Origin of the sequence: Amycolatopsis sp. WAC 04197, assembly GCF_003947475.1 — a bacterium.
GTDB classification, from domain to species: Bacteria; Actinomycetota; Actinomycetes; order Mycobacteriales; family Pseudonocardiaceae; genus Amycolatopsis; species Amycolatopsis japonica.
In genome coordinates this window covers 485,175-502,157 of sequence record NZ_QHJK01000002.1, presented here as the reverse complement: position 1 = coordinate 502,157, position 16,983 = coordinate 485,175, and the positions used below count along the sequence as shown (strand labels likewise).

The window sequence follows — 16,983 nt, the reverse complement described above, 5'->3', positions numbered from 1 at the left end:
CTTTCGCGACACACCTCCGGTGGTTCTCTTGAGGGTCGTGCTCGCGGGCGGGTCGGTGGTGGGGCGAAGGCTCCCTTCGCCGCGTCTAATCCGGTGAAGGGAGCCTTCACCCCGGTCACCCACTCGCGCCGACCGTCCCACCGCCAGCGCCCGTGTCGCGAAAGCCACTTTCGCGACACGTTCGACAGGCGGAAGAGCGCGGTGACTCTTGATGTCTCTTGTGGACGGTAGGCCGCGCACAACACGCCAGCTTGTCCTCACCACTCACGAGGCCTGGCCAGGTATTCCGCATAAACGGGCGCCGTCCGCGCCTCCGCCCAGTAAGCGTCGACCACCGCGGAGAGCAGTTCTTCCCGCCGCCCCGCCACGAACGTCTCCTTGTTCCAAGCGAGAACATGCCTGCGCGGCAACACATCCCCGCGCAGCGGCCGTGTCACGACGCCGTGGTCGCCCGGATCGCAGATCGGCTGGGACAGCCCGATCGCGCCCGCCTTGACCACCAGCAGCGCCACCTGCTGCGAAGTCACCTGATGGGTGAACGACGGCGTGAAGCCGTGCCGCGCGCAGGTGTCGGCGAAGTACTTGGTGAACGTGGCCGCCGACGAGTCGGACACCATCACCCACGATTCGTCCCGCAGGTCGCACAGGTCGACGACCTTCTCCCGCGCCAACGGATGGAAGGCCGGCAGCAGGACGAAGGTCGGCTCGGTGACCACCACTGCGGTGTCCACGTTCGCGGGGATTTCGAGCTCGTAGCCCGGATAGTCCTTGACCAGCGCCAATTCCGCGCGCCGCTGGGCCAGCAGCGGCAACAGCCGCTCGGGATGGTCGTCGTGCACGACCTGAACCTCGGAGACCTCCGGCCACAACCGGGTCACCAGCGACGGCAGACACGCCACCAGCGCGCTGGCCACCGCGGCCACCCGGACCACGGCGGGCGGGCCGCTGGGGCAGACGCGCTGCTCGATGTCTTCGAGCAGTTTGTCCAGCTGTGGCAGCAAAGCGGCGGTGCGGCGCAACAGCAGCTCCCCCATCGGAGTCGGTGTCACGCCGCCTTCGCTCCGGTCGAACAGCTGGTACCCCAGCATGTTCTCCAGCCGTTTGAGTTGCGCGGAAACCGCGGGCTGGGTGACGCCCAGCGCGATCGCGGCACGGGAAAGACTGCCCGTGTCCGCGATCGCCCGGATCACCCGCAGGTGGTGGACATCCAGCTGTACGACGTCGAACTCCTTTGTCACGAACGGGTTTTCGACCCGCCGGAAGAAGTCGTGGCCGCGGGAACCGCCGCGGCCGTGGTCCGTCTGCCGAGAAGAACATACAGCAGAAAAGCCGCGAAAACGGAGTTCACCGTGGGGATTCCCCACGGCAGCCAGATCCCCACCGCCGCACCGGCCGCCCAGCAGATCAGCGCGGCGGGAACCCAGGACGGGCAGGTGGGCGGCAGGTCCCCCGACGCGCGGGTGGCGTCCAGCTCCGGTTTCCAGCGCCGGACCACGTAGTACTCGGCGATCACCACGCCCGCCACCGGCGGCGTGAGCACGCCGACCCAGGTCAGGAAGGTGGTGAAGTGATCGAGGATGCCGATCGCGGAGAGCACCGTGCCGAGGCCGCCGAGCAGCAGGGTCGCGGTGGTGCGGTCCAGCCGCCGGGACAGCAGTACCTGCACGGCGTTCACCAGCCCGAGCGAGGACGAGTAAAGATTCCAGTCATTGATCTTCAGGATCGCGGTGACCAGGATCAGCGTGCCGAGCACCCCGGACGACGAGGTGATGATCCCGACCACGTCGGCGCTTTTCGCCGCGTGCGCGAGCAGCACCCCGATCAGGCCGATCAGGTACTGGCCGAGGGTGACGCTGACCAGCGTCTGCTTCACCACGTCGGAGGCGGTCCGGTTGAACCGGGTCATGTCCGGCGTCATGATCGCGCCCATGATGAAGGCGCCCGCCACCAGCGTGGTGCCCTGTGCCAGCGACATCGACGGCCCCGGCGGCGGCCCGGCCATCAGCGCGGGCAGCGAATGGTCGCCGAGCGCCGAGATGATCGAAAACCCCGCCAGCGCCAGGAAAGCGGGCACCGTCAGATACGCCGTCCAGGCCATCGCGTGGAAGCCGAACACGACGATCGCGGTGACCAGCGCGCCGCCCGCGAGCGCCCACACCCACACCGGCGGGCCGCCCATCAGCGCGTGCAGACCGTGGGCGAAGACGTCGTTCTGCACCCCGAACCAGCCGGCCAGGCTCACCGTCATCAGGAGCCCGACCAGCGACGATCCGCCGGTGCCGAACCCGGTCCAGCGCGCGAGCACCGACGTCGAAAGTCCTTCCCGCGTGCCGGCGACCCCCATCAGGATGGTGATGATCTCCAGCAGCACGGAGCCGATCGTGATGGCGAGTACCGCGTCCCAGAACGTCATCCCGAAGCCCAGTACCGCGCCGAGCAGGAACTGATGGAACGAGGAAACCTGCCCGAACCGTTGCAGCGCGACGGAAAACCAGGAGTAGCGGCGTTCGGCGGGCACCCGGCGCAAGGAGAAGTCGTCGTGTTCCACGCTCACTCCACCCGTTCCGGGACAGCTTGTTCGAGGACGACGAAACCCTGGCCCGGCAAAGGCCGCCATGAGAGTTCGCCGCGGTAGAGCCGTTCGAGGAAGCCGACCCGCTGGTGATAGGCGAACACGGAGCTTTCGACGCCGGCCACGGCGACGGTGCCGACGAACATCGGCAACTCGGCGAGGAAGTACCGGACGGCGCTGCGCAGCTGGTCACGGGTGGGGTGTTCGCCTTCCGGCAGGCGCCGGTCCAGCACCCAGCCCGTGGCGCCGAGGCACTGCTCGGCGAACTCCGGATCGGTGGCGAACCGTTGGTGTGCCTCGGAAAGCAGGCCGAGATACGCGCTGTCGGCCTCCAGCGCCGCGGCGTCCAATATCAAGGTGTGCGGATCCGCGGGGCAGACCTGCTGAAGCGCGCGGACGATCTTGTTGCGCGTGTAATTTCCCTGCCGCTGCGCCTTTTGCGCGGCGCGGACCGGGTCGTAACCGAGTGCTTCGAGCGTGAACGCGGACGGGCCGTCCGGGACGAAGAAATGGAATCCCCGGAAGGCCGACATCGCCCAGCGGGCGAGATCGGCGATACGTTCCACCGTGAAATGGCTGTTGAACGGGCTGACGCCGAGACAAACGTGCTCGGCCCGCGCCAGCGGATCGGCGCAATGCTCCGTGAGTGGCAGTGGTCGCGGCAAGACGGCTCCTGATTCGCGTGATCTGCGGGGCGTCGACCGAACGTAGCCACGGCACTCCTGCGCGGGTATTGCCGGATAATGTTGTCACCGGGTTATGAGAAATCGGCTGTCTCTACTTTCGGGGGTGCCGGGCGCGAACCGGTCGCGGTATACGAAGTCATGGAGATTCAGGTTCGGCATCTTCGCGTGATCTGTGAGATCGCCGCCGCCGGCAGTCTCAATCGTGCCGCGGCCGGGCTGGGACTCGGACAACCCGCGCTCAGCCACCAGTTGCGCCGGATCGAGCGGATGGTCGGCGGCCCGCTGTTCCACCGCGACCAGCACGGGGTGCGGCCCACCGAACTCGGCGCCCTGATCCTGCGGCGGGCGCGGGCGATCGTGCTCACCTTCGACGAACTGGAGCACGACTTCCACCGGCAGGAACCCGAGACGGGCCAATCGATCCGGATCGGCTGGAACGACAGCGCCATCACGGGTTCGCTGCTCGGCGGCCTGCGCGATCTGCGTCCGGGCGAACCGTTCCGCACGCGCGCCGACACTTCGCGCACGCGGCTGCTGGCGCAGGTCGCGAACCGGGGCATCGACCTGGCGCTGATCATGATCTGCGGCCGTCGCGGTCTCCCCGTCCCACCGGAAGTGCGGACGCTGACGCTGGTCGAGGAGCCGTCTTTCGTCGCCATTCCCGCGGAACATCCGCTCGCCGGCGAAGAGGAGATCGAGCTCGCCGAACTCGCCGGGGAGGACTGGATCGTGTCGAGCGGCGGCGACGGCTGCCGGGTGGTGTTCCGCGAAATGTGTCTCGCGCACGGTTTCGATCCGCGGATCACCCACGACGTCGACATCGACACCGCACGGGAAGACCTGGTCAGCGGCGGGTACGGGGTCGGGCTGGTCCAGCCGACCCGGCCACCGGCGGACGGGCTGGCCATCCGGCCGCTGGCGGGCGCGCCGATGTGCGTTCGGCATGTGCTGGCGTGGCGGGAAGACGGGCCGTGCGCGCACGGGGTCCCGGAACTCGCCACCGAGGCGAGGGCGGGCTATTGGCGGCTCGCCGAACGGACGGCGTCGTACCGCTCCTGGTTGCACCGCCACGGAAGAGTGGCCGCCGGATAACCCCTCGGCATGCCGAGGCGGCACTAGAGCGGGTCCCGCGAGGCGGCCGACGATGTGCATCGTCAATCACGGTCGCCGAAAGAAGGGGCACCATGCTGCCGTTGATCACCCGTACGGAACTGCTTTCCCGGATGGAGTCCGGTTCGGTGGTCGTGGTCGACACGATGCCGGTCGCCTATTTCGACAAGGAACATCTGCCGGAAGCACGCAACATTCCGGGTTTCCCGTACGAACGGGCCGCCGAATTCACCGACCGGCTGGCACCCGTGGTGCTTCCGGACAAGGCCGCCGCGATCGTCGTCTATTGCGCGAACACGCCGTGCCGCAACAGTGAATTCGTCGGACGGCGGCTGCTGGAGCTCGGATACACGAACGTCCGCAAGTACCGCGAAGGCATCGAAGACTGGGTCGCGAACGATCTTCCGACCTGGTCTTCGTCCTGAAAGGAGATCGTCTTGTCCAAGGTCAAACGATTCGTCTGCGTGCTGGCCGGTGCCCTGGCACTCGTCACCGGATTCGGCGGCGGAGTGGCTTCGGCCGCACCGAAAGCCGAGAACGTGATGACGGTGACCTCGGCCAACTACGCCGAGGTCATGAACATCTCGAAGCAGAAGCTGGTCATCATGGACTTCGGCGCGACCTGGTGCCCGCCGTGCCGCCAGATGAAACCGGTGATCGAGCGGCTCGCCGGTGAATACGGCGGGCGGTTCCTGCTGGGCGAGGTCGACGTCGACCAGAGCCGTGACCTGTCCACCCGGTACAACATCCGCTACCTCCCGACGCTGGTCGGCGTCCGCAACGCCGCCGAACTGCCGTCGTCGCGGAACATCGGTTACCCGGGCGAAGCGCGGTTGCGCGCCTGGATCGACGCTCAGCTCGCGAAGGGCTGACCGATGACGTCGGAGAGAAACGCTTCGACGGCACCGAGGTAGGTCTCCGGCGCTTCGTCGTGCACCACGTGCCCGGCGCCTTGGACGACGATGTGCCGTCCGAGGCCGCCGGGTACGCGGGCGGCCAGTTCGGCCTGCTGGCCGTGCGGCATCGCGGTGCGTTCGCCCTCGATCGCGAGCAGCGGACACTTGACGCGTTCGACGAACTCCCAGAAATCACGCCGTCCCCACTCGGCCGCGATTTCGTACAGGTCCGTGAGTGACGCGATCAGGTGATAGCCGTCTTCGCGTTCCTCGACGCATTCGATGAAGTAGTCGCCGGTGTCGCCGAAGAACTCGCGCACGTGGGCCAGCGACCGGAACGGGACCGGCCACGACTCGAAGTACCCGCGCCAGGTGTCCACGGTCCGGCCGCGCTGATCCGGCGCGAAGTCCTCGCAGACCACGGCGCGGACGAGTTCGGGATGCCGGGCCGCGGTGACCCACGCGTGCAGGCCGCCCATCGAGTGTCCGATCAGGATCGCCGGTTCGCCGAAGGTCCGCAGCACCTCCGCGACGTCGTCGGCGAACCGTTCGGTGCGCCAGGGCCCGCCGCGCGGCCCGCGTCCGTGGCCGCGCGCGTCGAGGCCGTGGACACGCCCGTACGGTTCGAGCCTTCGCGCGACCCGCCACCACGTCGTCGCCCTGCCCATCAGTCCGTGCAGCAGGACGATCGGCGGCCCGTCACCGCCGAAAGTGACCAACCCGTCGCGCTGAATCACCACTAAGCTCCCCTCCATGCGCAGCCGTGTCCCCGCCGCCGGTCTGGTCCTGGGGGTCGTCTGCGCCCTGATTATCGGCTGCAGTGCCGATCCTCCTCCGGCCACGCCCCCTCCTCCGCCGCCGATGAACCCGGCTCCGGGCGCTTCGGGCGCGGGCGACCCGTACTACCCGATGGACGGAAACGGCGGCTACGACGCGACCGAATACCAGGTCGGGATCACTTACGACCCCGCGAAAGGGCGTCTCGACGGCGACACCACGGTGATCGCGAAAGCGACCCAAGACCTCAATCGGTACAACTTGGACTTACGCGGCTTGACGGTCCAATCCGTTGAAGTGGACGGGAAACCGGCGAAGTTCGCGCGCGAGGGCGAATTCGAACTGGTGGTGACGCCCGCCGAGCCGATCCGGAACGGGACCTCCTTCCGCACGAAGGTCCTCTACGGCGGCGACCCGTCCGCGACGCCCAAGGCGGGCGGCAGCGAGAACGGCTGGCAGAAGTCGAAGGACGGCGGCGCGTTCATCGTCGGCGAGCCGCATTCGGCGTCGTTCTGGTATCCCGTCAACGAAACCCCGCGCGACAAGGCGATGTTCACCCTCAACGCCCGCGTGCCGGACGGCTGGACCGTCATCTCGAACGGACGCGAGATCCAGAAGACCGCGGCGAACGGCTGGACGACGACGTCCTGGCAGGAACGCACCCCCGTGGCGGCGTACCTGACCACGGTGGCGATCGACAAGTTCACCGTCGACCGGATGGCGCTGCCGGACGGGACGCCGGTGGTCAACGCGTACGCGCCGGGCGCCGAGGACCGGCGCGACACGGGCAGGCGGCTGCCGGAGATCATCGGCTTCCTGAGCTCGAAGTTCGGGCCGTATCCGGTCGACGCGGCGGGCGGCATCTATCTCGACGAGGACATCCACTTCTCGCTGGAGACCCAGACCAGGCCGACCTACGCGAAATGGGCCGACCTGATCACCGTGGTGCACGAAACCGCACACCAGTGGTTCGGCGATTCGGTGACGCTGGATTCGTGGTCGGACATCTGCCTCAACGAATGCCTGGCGTCGTACGCGCAATGGCTGTGGCAGGAATCGCGGGACAACGAGGACCTGGACGTCCGTTATCGCGCCGCGCTGGAGATCATGCGGGGCAGTGCCGATTTCTGGAAGCCGAAGCTGGTCGGCATGGGGGCCGGGCAGGAATTCCGCGGCGTCTACGACAAAGGGATCCTGGCCGTCCACGCACTGCGGCGGAAGATCGGCGAAGGCGCTTTCGCGCGGCTGCTGAAGGAATGGCCGGCGGCGCACCGGAACGCCAACGCGAGCTGGGCGGATTTCGAGGCGTTCACGATCAAGCTTTCGGAGCAGGACCTGCGGCCGTTCTTCGACGCGTGGTTCCACGGGACGACGATCCCGCCGGACGCCGAACTCCTCCCAGGCACCCTGCGCGGCTGACCCCACGCCCGCCCCGCATTTAGTCCTCTAAATGCGGTCTTGCGGGGCACTCAGCCACGCATTTAGTCCTCTGAATGCGGGCGGGGGTAGTCCGGCAGGTCGATGCCGTTCACGACGTCCCGCATCTTCCGCGAGGCCAGGGCGGCGAACGGCTTCAGCCGCATGACCCGCATCGCCAGGTACCGCATCCGCAACCCCGTCCGCGACTTCGCGAAGATCGACTCCGCGTTCTCCCGCCCCAGCTCCTGGGTCTTCTCGACGAACTCGCGCATGACGGCTTCGTAGCGCTTCAGCCCGGTGTCGAGACCGGCGGCGAGTTCCCCGGCGAGCACGTACGCGCCGACGAACGCCAGGCTCGTGCCCTGCCCGGACAGCGGCGAAGGGCAGAAAGCGGCGTCGCCCAGCAGCCCGACACGGCCGCGCGACCAGGAGTCCATGACCACCTGGGCGCACGAGTCGAAGTAGAAGTCGGGCGCCTCGTCCATCCGGTCCAGTAGCCAGGGCGCTTCCCACTCCATCCCGGCGGCGAACCGGCGGACCAGCGCCTTCTGCGCTTCGACATCGCGGTGGTCGTAGTCGATTTCCGGCGACGCGAACCCGAAGTACGCCATCGCCTCGTCGCCGTCGCGGACGCCGCGGATCCCGGCGGCCCGGCCGACGTCGTCGTAGCCGACGGCCCAGTTCCGCAGGCCGAGCCGGTTCGGCACGGTGAAGAACGCCAGGTAGGAGCCCAGATGCCGGACGAACCGGGACTCCTCGCCGAAGGCCAGCGCCCGCACGCCCGAATGCAGCCCGTCCGCCCCGATGACCAGGTCGAACGTCGCCCTCGAACCACTCGCGAAGGTGACGTCGACGCCGTCGGCCCGCTCGTCCAGCGCGGTGATCCGGTCCCCGAAGACGTACTCCGTCCGCTCCTGGGTCGCTTCGTAGAGCACTTCGGTCAGGTCGCCGCGGAGGATCTCGATCTCCGCGACGACACCGTCGCCGTCGAAGTCGTCGGCGCGGATGGTGGCCTTCGTGCGGTTCTTCCGGTCGACGAGCGTCTCGCCCTTCGTGTCCGTGCAGGCCGCGCGGATGCGTTCGTCGAGCCCCATCCGGCGGGCGACCTCCTTGGCCGTTCCGCGCAGGTCGACGGCCTGGCCGCCGGGGCGCAACGACGGCGCGCGCTCCACGACGGTCACCTGGAAGCCGTACCGGGTCAGCCAGAAGGCCAAGGCCGGTCCGGCGACGCTCGCTCCGGAGATGAGGATCTTGGTGTCAGCCATCGTCTGGAAGGTCCCACGCATCACATCGCGGCGCAAAACGATTTCGTCGTAGGCTGGCGGCATGGCTGTCGTGAAGATCAACGCGATCGAGGTACCCGAAGGCGCAGGCCCCGAGCTGGAGAAGCGGTTTGCCGCCCGACTGCACGCCGTCGACAACCAGCCCGGTTTCCTCGGCTTCGAGCTGCTCCGCCCGGTCTCCGGCGAGTCGCGCTACTTCGTCTACACCAAGTGGGAGTCCGAAGAGGCGTACCAGGCGTGGGCGTCCGGCCCGGCGCGTGAGGCGCACGCGGGCGAGCGCGCGAAGCCGGTCTCCACGGGTGCGAACCTGCTGGAATTCGAGGTCGTCCAGGCTTCGAAGCCGGGTGAGTGAACTCGAACGAGCCGCGGAACTGATCGACGGCGCCGGCGCGCTGCTCGTCTGCGCCGGTGCCGGGATGGGCGTCGACTCCGGCCTGCCCGATTTCCGGGGCGATGAGGGGTTCTGGAAGGCGTATCCGCCGTACGAGCGGCTGGGCATCAGCTTCGTCGAGCTCGCCGACCCACGACATTTCGCCGAGGATCCCGAGCTGGCCTGGGGTTTCTACGGCCACCGGCTCGCGCTGTACCGCGCCACCGTCCCGCACGACGGGTTCCGTCTCCTGTCGTCCTGGGGAGCGCGCAAACCGGGCGGCACCCGCGCGTTCACGTCCAATGTGGACGGACAGTTCCAGAAGGCCGGTTATCCGCAGGTCGCCGAGGCGCACGGCTCCATCCATCACCTGCAGTGCCTCGAAAGATGCACCAAGGAGATCTGGTCCGCGGACGACGTCGAGGTCCCGATCGACGAAGACACCATGCGCGCGCGGACCCCGCTGCCGTCCTGCCCGCGCTGCGGCGGTCTCGCCCGGCCCAACATCCTGATGTTCGGCGACTACGACTGGCTCGGGCAGCGCAGCCAGGCCCAGCTCGACGAGCTGAACGCGTGGCGCCGCGCGTATCGCGACCTCGTGGTGGTGGAACTCGGCGCCGGACAGGCCGTGCCGACGGTGCGGCGGTACTCGGAGCTGGCCAGCGCCGCGACCGGCGCCCTGGTGCGGATCAACCCGCGTGAACCCGGGATCCGGCACGGCCGCGGGGTCTCCCTCGCGACCAACGGCCTGGAAACCCTCCAAGCGCTGGACGCCCTGCTCAGCTAGGCCGCACCCACAGGGCGCGGTCGCCCTTCAGCACCACACGCCCGTCGTCGAGGGTCATCGCGGCGATGAGCCGTCCGGCCGGGCAGCCGAGCTCACCCCGCTGCCAGCCGCCCTGCCCGACCCACACCACCGAGCACGACCGATTCGACGTCTTGCCCCGGTTCCACTCGACACGGTCCCCGAACAGCACGGGCTCACCCGCCTTGCCGACGGTCCCGCCGAGGATCCGGCCATCGCCGAGCGGAGCGAGTTCCCAGGCGCCGGGCTCGCCGGTCAGGACCAGCGCACCGGCCGCGGAACCTCCGGCCAGCAGCCATTTCCCGCCCGCCCGGAGCGCGGTGGAGAACCAGACGTCGCTCGCCCGCACGAGCACCTGCGAGACCGTCCAGGTGGCGCCCGCGTCACCGGATGCCCAGACCCGGACGTCCCCGCCGAGGGCCGCGGTCACGAGCACCCGGTCGCCGTCGGCGGCGATCGCAGTCGGAGCCCAGTGACCCGGTCTGTCCTGCGGCAACACGATCTCCCGAGTGCCTCCGTCCCCGGACACCCACGCGATCGGGTCCGACCGGCCTTCCCCGGGGAACTCCCGGAAGCCGACGCCGATCACGGTCCGGCCCGCGCGGGTCAGCGCCACCCCGGTCCGGTCGGGCCCCGGCCGGAACAGCCGCTGGATCTCGGCGACCGGATCCTGGACACCGAAGGCGTTCGCCTCGCCGGGCCGGGCGGCGAAGCCCAGCGCGCTCTTCGCCTCACCCGGCGGCGACTGCCCCGGGACACAGGCCGCGAGCAGCGACAGCGCGAGCACTCCCCAGAGCTTCCTCATGGGCGGGAAGCCTGCCAGCGGAAGGTCACTTTCCGGGCAGGACGATTTCCGCGTAGACGGCGTCGTGATCGCTGCCGGGCGTCTCCAGCACCTTGAAGTCCGCGATGGCCGTCCGTTTGTCCGCCAGCACGTGGTCGATGGCCACCGGCGGTGCGATCCCGTTCGTCCAGGTCCCTTCCAACGCCTTCCCCAGTTCGTCGGCGGCGTCCACGTATCCCCTGGTCAGCAGTTCGCGGAAGAGCGCGTGGTCGAGGCTCGCGTTGAAGTCGCCCGCCAGGATCCGGATGTCGTGCTCGGCGTCGGCGTACGGCAGGTCCTTGGCCTCGGCGACCCACTCGTACCGGTCCCACATCGGTGCCGACGGATGGACCGCGACGACCTCGACGCGGACGCCCTCCCCGAGATCCACGCTCGCGCTGGGCTGCTTGTGATCCGAGTCGCCGCTCAGTTTCAGCGGCGTGAGCGGGTACTTCGACACCAGCCCGGAGCCGAACGCCCACTCGGCCGGATGCAGCACGTGGTACGGCAGGACCTGGAACAGCCCGGCCCGGTCGAGCGCGGTGATCGCCTCGGGGGTCAGCTCGGTCAGGCTCAGGACGTCGACCTGGTGTTCCTTCACGTAGCCGACGATCCTGGCGGGATCCGCCTGGCCGCCGAGCATGTTCGACGCCAGCACGCGGACGTGCTTCCCGTCGAGCGCCTTCTGCTCGTTCGCGAAGGCGCGCGGCAGGACCATGGACGCGAGTGTGCAGGTCAGCACCAGTGCGACGACCGCGGTCCACCAGCGGCGCAGCACCAGCGCGAGAACGCCCAGCACGAGCGTCGCGATCCCGGCGTACGGGGTCAGCGCGAGCGCGGCGATCGTGTACGTGTTGCCGTCGTAGCCGACCAGCCGCAGCCCGGTCAGCACCGCGAACGGCACGACCGCCGCGATGAGGAGCCCACTGACCAGCTTCCGTCCGGTGCCGGGACGGGCCGCCGGGCGAACCGGACGTTCTTCGATCACCATGCCGTCGAGTATGCCGATCGGGCGCGCCGGGGCGGCGGTCTCCACAACACCTTCACAACCTCCTCACACGGCGTCTACCAGCGCTTATCAGTTCCTGACAGCCGCTGCCAGCGCGCTGTGCGCGGTCTGCCAGGCCCGGGGTGCACCTTTGTCCGCGGGGCGAGATCCACAGGAGGAAAGCGATGACTCACGCGATCAGGGCCGAGGGCCTGGTCAAACACTATGGGGAGACGAAGGCGCTCGACGGGGTCGATCTGGAGGTCCCGGCGGGCAAGGTGGTCGGGGTGCTGGGGCCGAACGGCGCGGGGAAGACGACCGCCGTGCGGATCCTGGCCACCTTGATCCGGCCGGACCGCGGCCACGCGAGCGTCTTCGGGTACGACGTCGTCAAGAACCCGATGGCGGTCCGGAGCATGATCGGGCTGACCGGGCAGTACGCGTCGGTCGACGAGGACCTTTCCGGTACGGAGAACCTCGTCCTGATCGGCAGGCTGCTGGAGTTCTCGAGGGCGGACGCGAAGAAGCGCGCGGCCGAGCTGCTGGAGCGGTTCGAGCTGACCGACGCCGCCGGCCGCGCGATCAAGACCTACTCGGGCGGCATGCGGCGGCGGCTCGACCTCGCCGCGAGCCTGGTCGGCCGTCCCAAGGTGCTGTACCTGGACGAGCCGACCACCGGGCTCGACCCGCACGCCCGCAACGAGGTCTGGGCCGTGGTCCGGACGCTGGTCGCCGACGGCACGACGGTGCTGCTCACCACGCAGTACCTGGAGGAGGCCGACCAGCTGGCCGACACGATCACCGTGTTCGACCACGGGCACGTCGTGGCGAACGGGCGGGCCGACGAGCTCAAGCGGCGGACCGGCGGCCAGACGCTGCAGGTGCGGCCGTCCGCGCTCGCCGACCTGGACGCCGTCGAGCGCATCCTGGCCGGGCTCACCGGGGTCCGGCCGAACCGGGACGACGACACCGGGCTGCTCACCGCACCCGTCGCCGATCCCGTCCTGCTGTCCACTCTGGTCCGCAAGCTGGACGAAGCCGGGATCACCGCGGACGAGCTGGCGCTGCGGCTGCCCAGCCTCGACGAGGTGTTCCTCGCGCTGACCGGCAAGAAGACCGACGAGTCCACAAAGGACGCTACTCCGGAAGGGAGCCTGGTATGACGACCATCGCCGCGCCCGCACCACGGCGCGTTTCACTGTCGAGCAGCACGCGGCACGGGCTTTCCCTCGCCTGGCGCGGAGTGCTGAAGATCCGCAAGAACCCGGAGCAGCTGGCCGACGTCACGCTCGCGCCGATCATCTTCCTGGTCATGTTCGTCTACCTGTTCGGTGGCGCGATCATGGGCAGCACCGAGAGCTACCTCCAGATGATCGTGCCCGGCATCATGGTGTTCAACATCCTGCAGGCCAGCATGACCGTCGGCGTCCAGCTGAACACCGACGTCACCAAGGGCGTGTTCGACCGGTTCCGCGCGATGCCGATCGCCCGGTCCGCGCCGCTGATCGGCGCCGTGCTGGCCGACATCGTGCGGTACCTGGTGTGCCTGGTCGTGCTGATGGTGGTGGCGACGATCATGGGCTACCGGATCCAGACCGGACCCGCCGAGTTCGCGCTGGCGATCCTGCTCGTCATCGCGTTCGCGCTGTCGTTCTGCTGGGCTTCGGTCTTCGTCGGGATGCTGGTGAAGAGTCCTGGAGCGGTGCAGGGCCTGATGTTCGTGGTGCTGATGCCGCTGACCTTCGGCAGCAACGTGTTCGTGGGGACGAGCACGATGCCCGGCTGGCTGAAGGCCTGGGCCGACATCAGCCCGGTGACCCAGATGTCCGACGTCCTGCGCGGGCTGATGAACGGCGGGCCGATCGCCGGACCGCTGACCGGGGCGCTGATCTGGATGGCGGCCGCGCTCGCGGTCTTCTTTCCGCTCGCCACTTGGGCTTACCGGAAGCGCGTCTGACGGGGGTCAGGGGGAAACGCGCGTGAAGGGCTCCTCGCCACTGCCGGGCGAGGGGCCCTTCTTCACGCTCCCACTTCCTGGAGGATCCAGGACATCAGGTCGGGGCGGGAAAGCCCGGCATCCTGTGTGAGCAAGGCTTCGTAGCGCTCTTCGCCGAATCGCTCGCGAAGTTCGCCGATCAGCTCCCGGATGGCGGGCTCGCCGAGATCCAGCCTGCCGCGCAGCAGTTTCGCCGCGCCGAGCAGCCGGACGGCGGTCTCGGGGTCGCCCTGCCGGAACCGGATCAGGCCGCCGACCTCGACGATCCGCCCGAGGTCGGCGATGTCGCCGCGTTCCGCGGTGGACTTCACGACGACCGCGGCACCGCGCTCCGCCGCGGCCAGATCCCCGGCGGCCAGCCCGATCTCGGTGTCGATGTACCCGCCGAACTCCTCGCCGAACATGCCCGGCGCCGCGACCGAGGTCATCTTCTCCCGGAATCGGACGGCGGCCTCGCGCGCCTCGTCCACGCGTCCGGCGCGGCAGAGCAGATCGGCCTTGCCCACCAGCACCATCACCGCGAGCTGGGCGTTGCCCGTTTCGTTCGCGTAGCGCTCGGCCTCGATCATCTCGCGCGTCGCCGTGTCCAGGTCGCCCGCCCGCGCGTACTCCGTCGCGAGCCGCCAGCGCTGCTGGATCACGTCGTCCTGCGAACCCAGTTCGAGCGCGAGGGCGAGCCCTCGGCGGTACAGCGCGAGCGCGGCTTCGTGATCACCGGACATCGAGATGTCGCTCGCCTTCATGCCCAGCGCCATCGCGGTGCCCCACCGGTCGCCCAGTGCCAGGAACCCTTCGTAGGCCCGGTCCCTGGCCTGTTCGGCGCCGTCGGGATCACCGTCGTCGGTGAGGACGAAGCTGTGCGCCCACGACCCCGCCGCCCTCGACCAGGGATCCTCGCTCGCCAGCGCCCGTTGCACCTCGCGGTGCGCGAGCTTCTTGTCCTGCGAGAAGAAGGCCAGCATGGGCAGGCCGATGGCCAGCCCGGCGAACCGGTTGTACGCGCCGGTCCGCACGCATTCGTCGATGAGCGAGCGCACGGCTTCCGGGTCGCCGACGCCGGGCACCATCGTGGTGATCTCGCGCATCGCCCGGAACGCGGCCGCGAAATCGTCCTCCAGGCGGTCGCCGAAAGTGAGCACTTCGGCGACGAAGGACTCCACCCGGTCGCTGTCGCCCTTGATCAGCCAGTACCAGAACGTGCTGCCGAACAGGCGCATCGCCATCTCGACGTCGTCGGCGTCGATGGCCTGGCGGAGCGCGGTCACGATGTTGCCGTGCTCCTCGTCGTACCGGGAGATGGCGACGAGCTGGTCCGCCGTCCGCAGCATCGGCTCCAGCCGCTCGGCGAGCTGGGCGTAGTAGCGGTGATAGGCCTTCCTCAGCCGTTCCCGCTCTTCGGCCTCGTCGAGACGTTCCGCCGCGTAGGCCCGGATGGTCTCCAGCATGCGGTAGCGCGGCTCGCCGTGCTCACCTGCGATCGCGTCCACAATGGACTTCTCGACGAGCGAGCCGAGGACGTACAGGACGTCCTCGGCGGGCAGGTCTTCGTCGGCGCAGACGCTTTCGACCGCTTCGACCTCGGCACCGCCCCCGAACACCGAAAGCCGTCTGGCGAGCACGCGTTCGGCGTCGTCGAGCAGGTCCCAGCTCCACTCGACCACGGCACGCAGCGTGCGCTGTCTCGGCAGCGCCGTCCGGCTGCCGGAGGTCAGCAGGCGGAACCGGTCGTCGAGACGCTGCGAGATCTGCGCGACGGTCATCGACCGCAGCCGCGCCGCGGCCAGTTCCAGCGCCAGCGGCATCCCGTCCAGCCTGCGGCAGATCTGCGCGACGTCGTCCACTGTGGACTCGTCGAGCCGGAAGTCCGGGCGCACGGCCACCGCCCGGTCGACGAACAGGCGGATCGCGCCCGCCTCCGCCGCTTGGGAGACGGTCGGCGTGCCTTCCGGAACGGACAGCGGACCGAGCGGGCACAACGTCTCGCCGTCGATGGCCAGCGCCTCCCGGCTCGTCGCGAGGACGCGCAAGGTCGGCACCCGCCGCAGCAGGGTGTTCGTCAGCTCCGCCGCCGCGTCGACCAGATGCTCGCAGTTGTCCAGCACCAGCACCGATTCACCGGCGCCGAGCGTCTCCACGACCCTGGCCAGCGCGTCCGCCGGGCGGCGCATCGGATCGCCTGCGTGCGTGAGGCCGAGATCCCACAGCTCCAGCGCCGCGAAGACCGCGCCGGGCAGGTCGCCGGGGTCGCGGACGCCGGCGAGCGGCACGAACCAGACGCGTCCGCGCGCGTGCGCCGGATGCCGCGTCGCGACCTCCGTGGCCAGCCGCGTCTTCCCGGCGCCACCTGGCCCGACGAGCGTCACCAGCCGCGCGCCGGCGAGGAGTTCGGCGATCAGCTTCAGCTCGTCGTCACGGCCGACGAAACTGGTCAGCCGGACCGGCAGATGATCGGCGGGCGCGGGTGGCGGGCCGAGTTCGCCGCGCAGCGCCGCGAGATGGATCTCCTGGAGTTCGGCCGAGGGGTCGACACCGAGCTGGTCGGCCAGCGCCGCCCGGACCTCCTCGTAGACCGCGAGGGCGTCGGACTGGCGATCGGCCGCGCACAGCGCCCGGATCCACAGCCCGGCGAGCCGTTCGCGCAGCGGATGCCGTGCGGCGGCCTCCTTGAGATCCGCCAGCACCCGGTCATGCCCGCCGAGCCGGATCTCCGCTTCGAAGCGGTCTTCGGTGGCTTCGAGGCGTAGATCCTCCAGGCGGGTCGCCGGTGCCTGCGCGAAAGGAGCTTCGAGGACGTCGGACAGTGCTTGACCACGCCAAAGCCCGAGCGCCTCGGCGAGGATCGCGGCCGCACCGGCGTCCCGGCCCGCCGCGAGTTCCGCGCGTCCCTCCGCGGCCAGCCGCTCGAAGCGGCACACGTCTACGTCCTCGCGGGCGACGTCCAGCCGGTAACCGCCGGGGCCCGAGTCGAGGGCGACGTCTTCGGCGCGCAGGACCTTGCGCAGCCGCGAGACCAGGGATTGCAGCGCGTTCGCCGCGTCGGCGGGCGGCTCCGCGCCCCAAAGACCGTCGACGAGGGACGTCGCCGGGACGGCGCGGCCGGGCTCCAGCGCGAGCCTGGCCAAGAGCATGCGGAGGCGGGCACCGCCGATGTCGACCGGGGTGCCGTCACCGGCCTCCGCTCCGACCGGGCCCAGCAGCGTCACACGCACGGACCCCAGCTTTCCAGAAGCCGCAAACGCATACCCCGACCAGGCTGTG

The 16,983-nt window shown here is 69.4% G+C and carries 16 protein-coding genes; 8 read left to right on the top strand and 8 right to left on the bottom strand.

Features of this window, described 5'->3' with window-relative positions:
* Positions 1 to 257: 257 nt before the first annotated feature.
* Genes DMC64_RS09555 through DMC64_RS09545 form a run of 3 tightly spaced genes read right to left on the bottom strand, consistent with a single transcriptional unit; the run spans position 258 to position 3,237 of the window.
* Positions 258 to 1,238, bottom strand: a complete 981-nt coding sequence (locus DMC64_RS09555; RefSeq protein ID WP_125733227.1) for a LysR family transcriptional regulator — start codon at positions 1,236 to 1,238, stop codon at positions 258 to 260.
* Complete coding sequence (locus tag DMC64_RS09550; RefSeq protein WP_125733226.1) at positions 1,235 to 2,548, bottom strand: cytosine permease; 1,314 nt, start codon at positions 2,546 to 2,548, stop codon at positions 1,235 to 1,237. Before DMC64_RS09550 ends, DMC64_RS09555 begins: the two co-directional genes overlap by 4 nt.
* A 2-nt stretch (positions 2,549 to 2,550) precedes the next feature.
* Complete coding sequence (locus DMC64_RS09545) at positions 2,551 to 3,237, bottom strand: tRNA-dependent cyclodipeptide synthase (protein ID WP_125733225.1); 687 nt, start codon at positions 3,235 to 3,237, stop codon at positions 2,551 to 2,553.
* 159 nt (positions 3,238 to 3,396) lie between these two features.
* Between DMC64_RS09545 and DMC64_RS09540 the strand changes: the two genes are divergently transcribed.
* The 3 genes from DMC64_RS09540 to DMC64_RS09530 all read left to right on the top strand — a co-directional run bounded on the left by DMC64_RS09540 (position 3,397) and on the right by DMC64_RS09530 (position 5,240).
* Complete coding sequence (locus tag DMC64_RS09540; RefSeq protein ID WP_125733224.1) at positions 3,397 to 4,350, top strand: LysR family transcriptional regulator; 954 nt, start codon at positions 3,397 to 3,399, stop codon at positions 4,348 to 4,350.
* Positions 4,351 to 4,442: 92 nt separating this feature from the next.
* On the top strand, positions 4,443 to 4,793 hold the full coding sequence (locus tag DMC64_RS09535; protein ID WP_037335273.1) for a rhodanese-like domain-containing protein: 351 nt from the start codon (positions 4,443 to 4,445) through the stop codon (positions 4,791 to 4,793).
* A 12-nt stretch (positions 4,794 to 4,805) separates the two neighbouring features.
* Entirely contained in the window at positions 4,806 to 5,240 is a 435-nt protein-coding gene (locus DMC64_RS09530) for a co-chaperone YbbN (RefSeq protein ID WP_037335271.1), read from the top strand.
* On the opposite strand, the gene DMC64_RS09525 is transcribed toward DMC64_RS09530, so the two are convergent.
* Positions 5,222 to 6,019, bottom strand: coding sequence for an alpha/beta fold hydrolase (locus tag DMC64_RS09525; protein ID WP_125733223.1), 798 nt, complete (start codon positions 6,017 to 6,019; stop codon positions 5,222 to 5,224). The two genes, DMC64_RS09530 and DMC64_RS09525, sit on opposite strands and share 19 nt — an antisense overlap.
* On the opposite strand from DMC64_RS09525, the gene DMC64_RS09520 reads away from it, so the two are divergent.
* On the top strand, positions 6,018 to 7,460 hold the full coding sequence (locus tag DMC64_RS09520) for a M1 family metallopeptidase (RefSeq protein ID WP_370323677.1): 1,443 nt from the start codon (positions 6,018 to 6,020) through the stop codon (positions 7,458 to 7,460). The two genes, DMC64_RS09525 and DMC64_RS09520, sit on opposite strands and share 2 nt — an antisense overlap.
* 62 nt (positions 7,461 to 7,522) lie before the next feature.
* On the opposite strand, the gene DMC64_RS09515 is transcribed toward DMC64_RS09520, so the two are convergent.
* The gene (locus tag DMC64_RS09515; protein WP_233629607.1) at positions 7,523 to 8,725 is read right to left on the bottom strand and encodes an FAD-dependent monooxygenase; all 1,203 of its coding nucleotides are present in this window, start codon (positions 8,723 to 8,725) and stop codon (positions 7,523 to 7,525) included.
* Between the two features lie 61 nt (positions 8,726 to 8,786).
* Here DMC64_RS09515 and DMC64_RS09510 point away from each other — a divergent pair, with 61 nt between their 5' ends.
* The gene (locus DMC64_RS09510) at positions 8,787 to 9,095 is read left to right on the top strand and encodes an antibiotic biosynthesis monooxygenase (protein WP_016337748.1); all 309 of its coding nucleotides are present in this window, start codon (positions 8,787 to 8,789) and stop codon (positions 9,093 to 9,095) included.
* A complete protein-coding gene (locus DMC64_RS09505) occupies positions 9,088 to 9,900 on the top strand; it encodes a Sir2 family NAD-dependent protein deacetylase (protein WP_125733221.1) in 813 nt (270 codons plus the stop codon). Before DMC64_RS09510 ends, DMC64_RS09505 begins: the two co-directional genes overlap by 8 nt.
* Here the strand turns inward: DMC64_RS09505 and DMC64_RS09500 are convergent.
* Together DMC64_RS09500 and DMC64_RS09495 are read right to left on the bottom strand one after the other, a co-directional pair.
* The gene (locus DMC64_RS09500; protein ID WP_125733220.1) at positions 9,893 to 10,723 is read right to left on the bottom strand and encodes a hypothetical protein; all 831 of its coding nucleotides are present in this window, start codon (positions 10,721 to 10,723) and stop codon (positions 9,893 to 9,895) included. The genes DMC64_RS09505 and DMC64_RS09500 overlap by 8 nt on opposite strands.
* 25 nt (positions 10,724 to 10,748) lie before the next feature.
* Positions 10,749 to 11,777, bottom strand: coding sequence for an endonuclease/exonuclease/phosphatase family protein (locus tag DMC64_RS09495; RefSeq protein ID WP_125733219.1), 1,029 nt, complete (start codon positions 11,775 to 11,777; stop codon positions 10,749 to 10,751).
* A gap of 137 nt (positions 11,778 to 11,914) precedes the next feature.
* Between DMC64_RS09495 and DMC64_RS09490 the strand changes: the two genes are divergently transcribed.
* Together DMC64_RS09490 and DMC64_RS09485 are read left to right on the top strand one after the other, a co-directional pair.
* Entirely contained in the window at positions 11,915 to 12,892 is a 978-nt protein-coding gene (locus DMC64_RS09490) for an ATP-binding cassette domain-containing protein (protein WP_125694982.1), read from the top strand.
* Positions 12,889 to 13,686 (top strand): ABC transporter permease, encoded by a 798-nt coding sequence (locus DMC64_RS09485; protein WP_016337752.1) that lies wholly within the window; start codon positions 12,889 to 12,891, stop codon positions 13,684 to 13,686. Before DMC64_RS09490 ends, DMC64_RS09485 begins: the two co-directional genes overlap by 4 nt.
* 62 nt (positions 13,687 to 13,748) lie before the next feature.
* Here the strand turns inward: DMC64_RS09485 and DMC64_RS09480 are convergent, their stop codons facing one another.
* Positions 13,749 to 16,934, bottom strand: coding sequence for a BTAD domain-containing putative transcriptional regulator (locus DMC64_RS09480; RefSeq protein WP_125733218.1), 3,186 nt, complete (start codon positions 16,932 to 16,934; stop codon positions 13,749 to 13,751).
* Between the last annotated feature and the right edge of the window lie 49 nt (positions 16,935 to 16,983).

Coding starts and splice junctions, on each gene's coding strand:
- DMC64_RS09540 (WP_125733224.1), top strand. CDS start 3,397: ATGGAGATTCAGGTTCGGCATCTTCGCGTGATCTGTGAGATCGCCGCC.
- DMC64_RS09535 (WP_037335273.1), top strand. CDS start 4,443: ATGCTGCCGTTGATCACCCGTACGGAACTGCTTTCCCGGATGGAGTCC.
- DMC64_RS09520 (WP_370323677.1), top strand. CDS start 6,018: ATGCGCAGCCGTGTCCCCGCCGCCGGTCTGGTCCTGGGGGTCGTCTGC.
- DMC64_RS09525 (WP_125733223.1), bottom strand. CDS start 6,019: ATGGAGGGGAGCTTAGTGGTGATTCAGCGCGACGGGTTGGTCACTTTC.
- DMC64_RS09515 (WP_233629607.1), bottom strand. CDS start 8,725: ATGGCTGACACCAAGATCCTCATCTCCGGAGCGAGCGTCGCCGGACCG.
- DMC64_RS09510 (WP_016337748.1), top strand. CDS start 8,787: ATGGCTGTCGTGAAGATCAACGCGATCGAGGTACCCGAAGGCGCAGGC.
- DMC64_RS09500 (WP_125733220.1), bottom strand. CDS start 10,723: ATGAGGAAGCTCTGGGGAGTGCTCGCGCTGTCGCTGCTCGCGGCCTGT.
- DMC64_RS09490 (WP_125694982.1), top strand. CDS start 11,915: ATGACTCACGCGATCAGGGCCGAGGGCCTGGTCAAACACTATGGGGAG.
- DMC64_RS09485 (WP_016337752.1), top strand. CDS start 12,889: ATGACGACCATCGCCGCGCCCGCACCACGGCGCGTTTCACTGTCGAGC.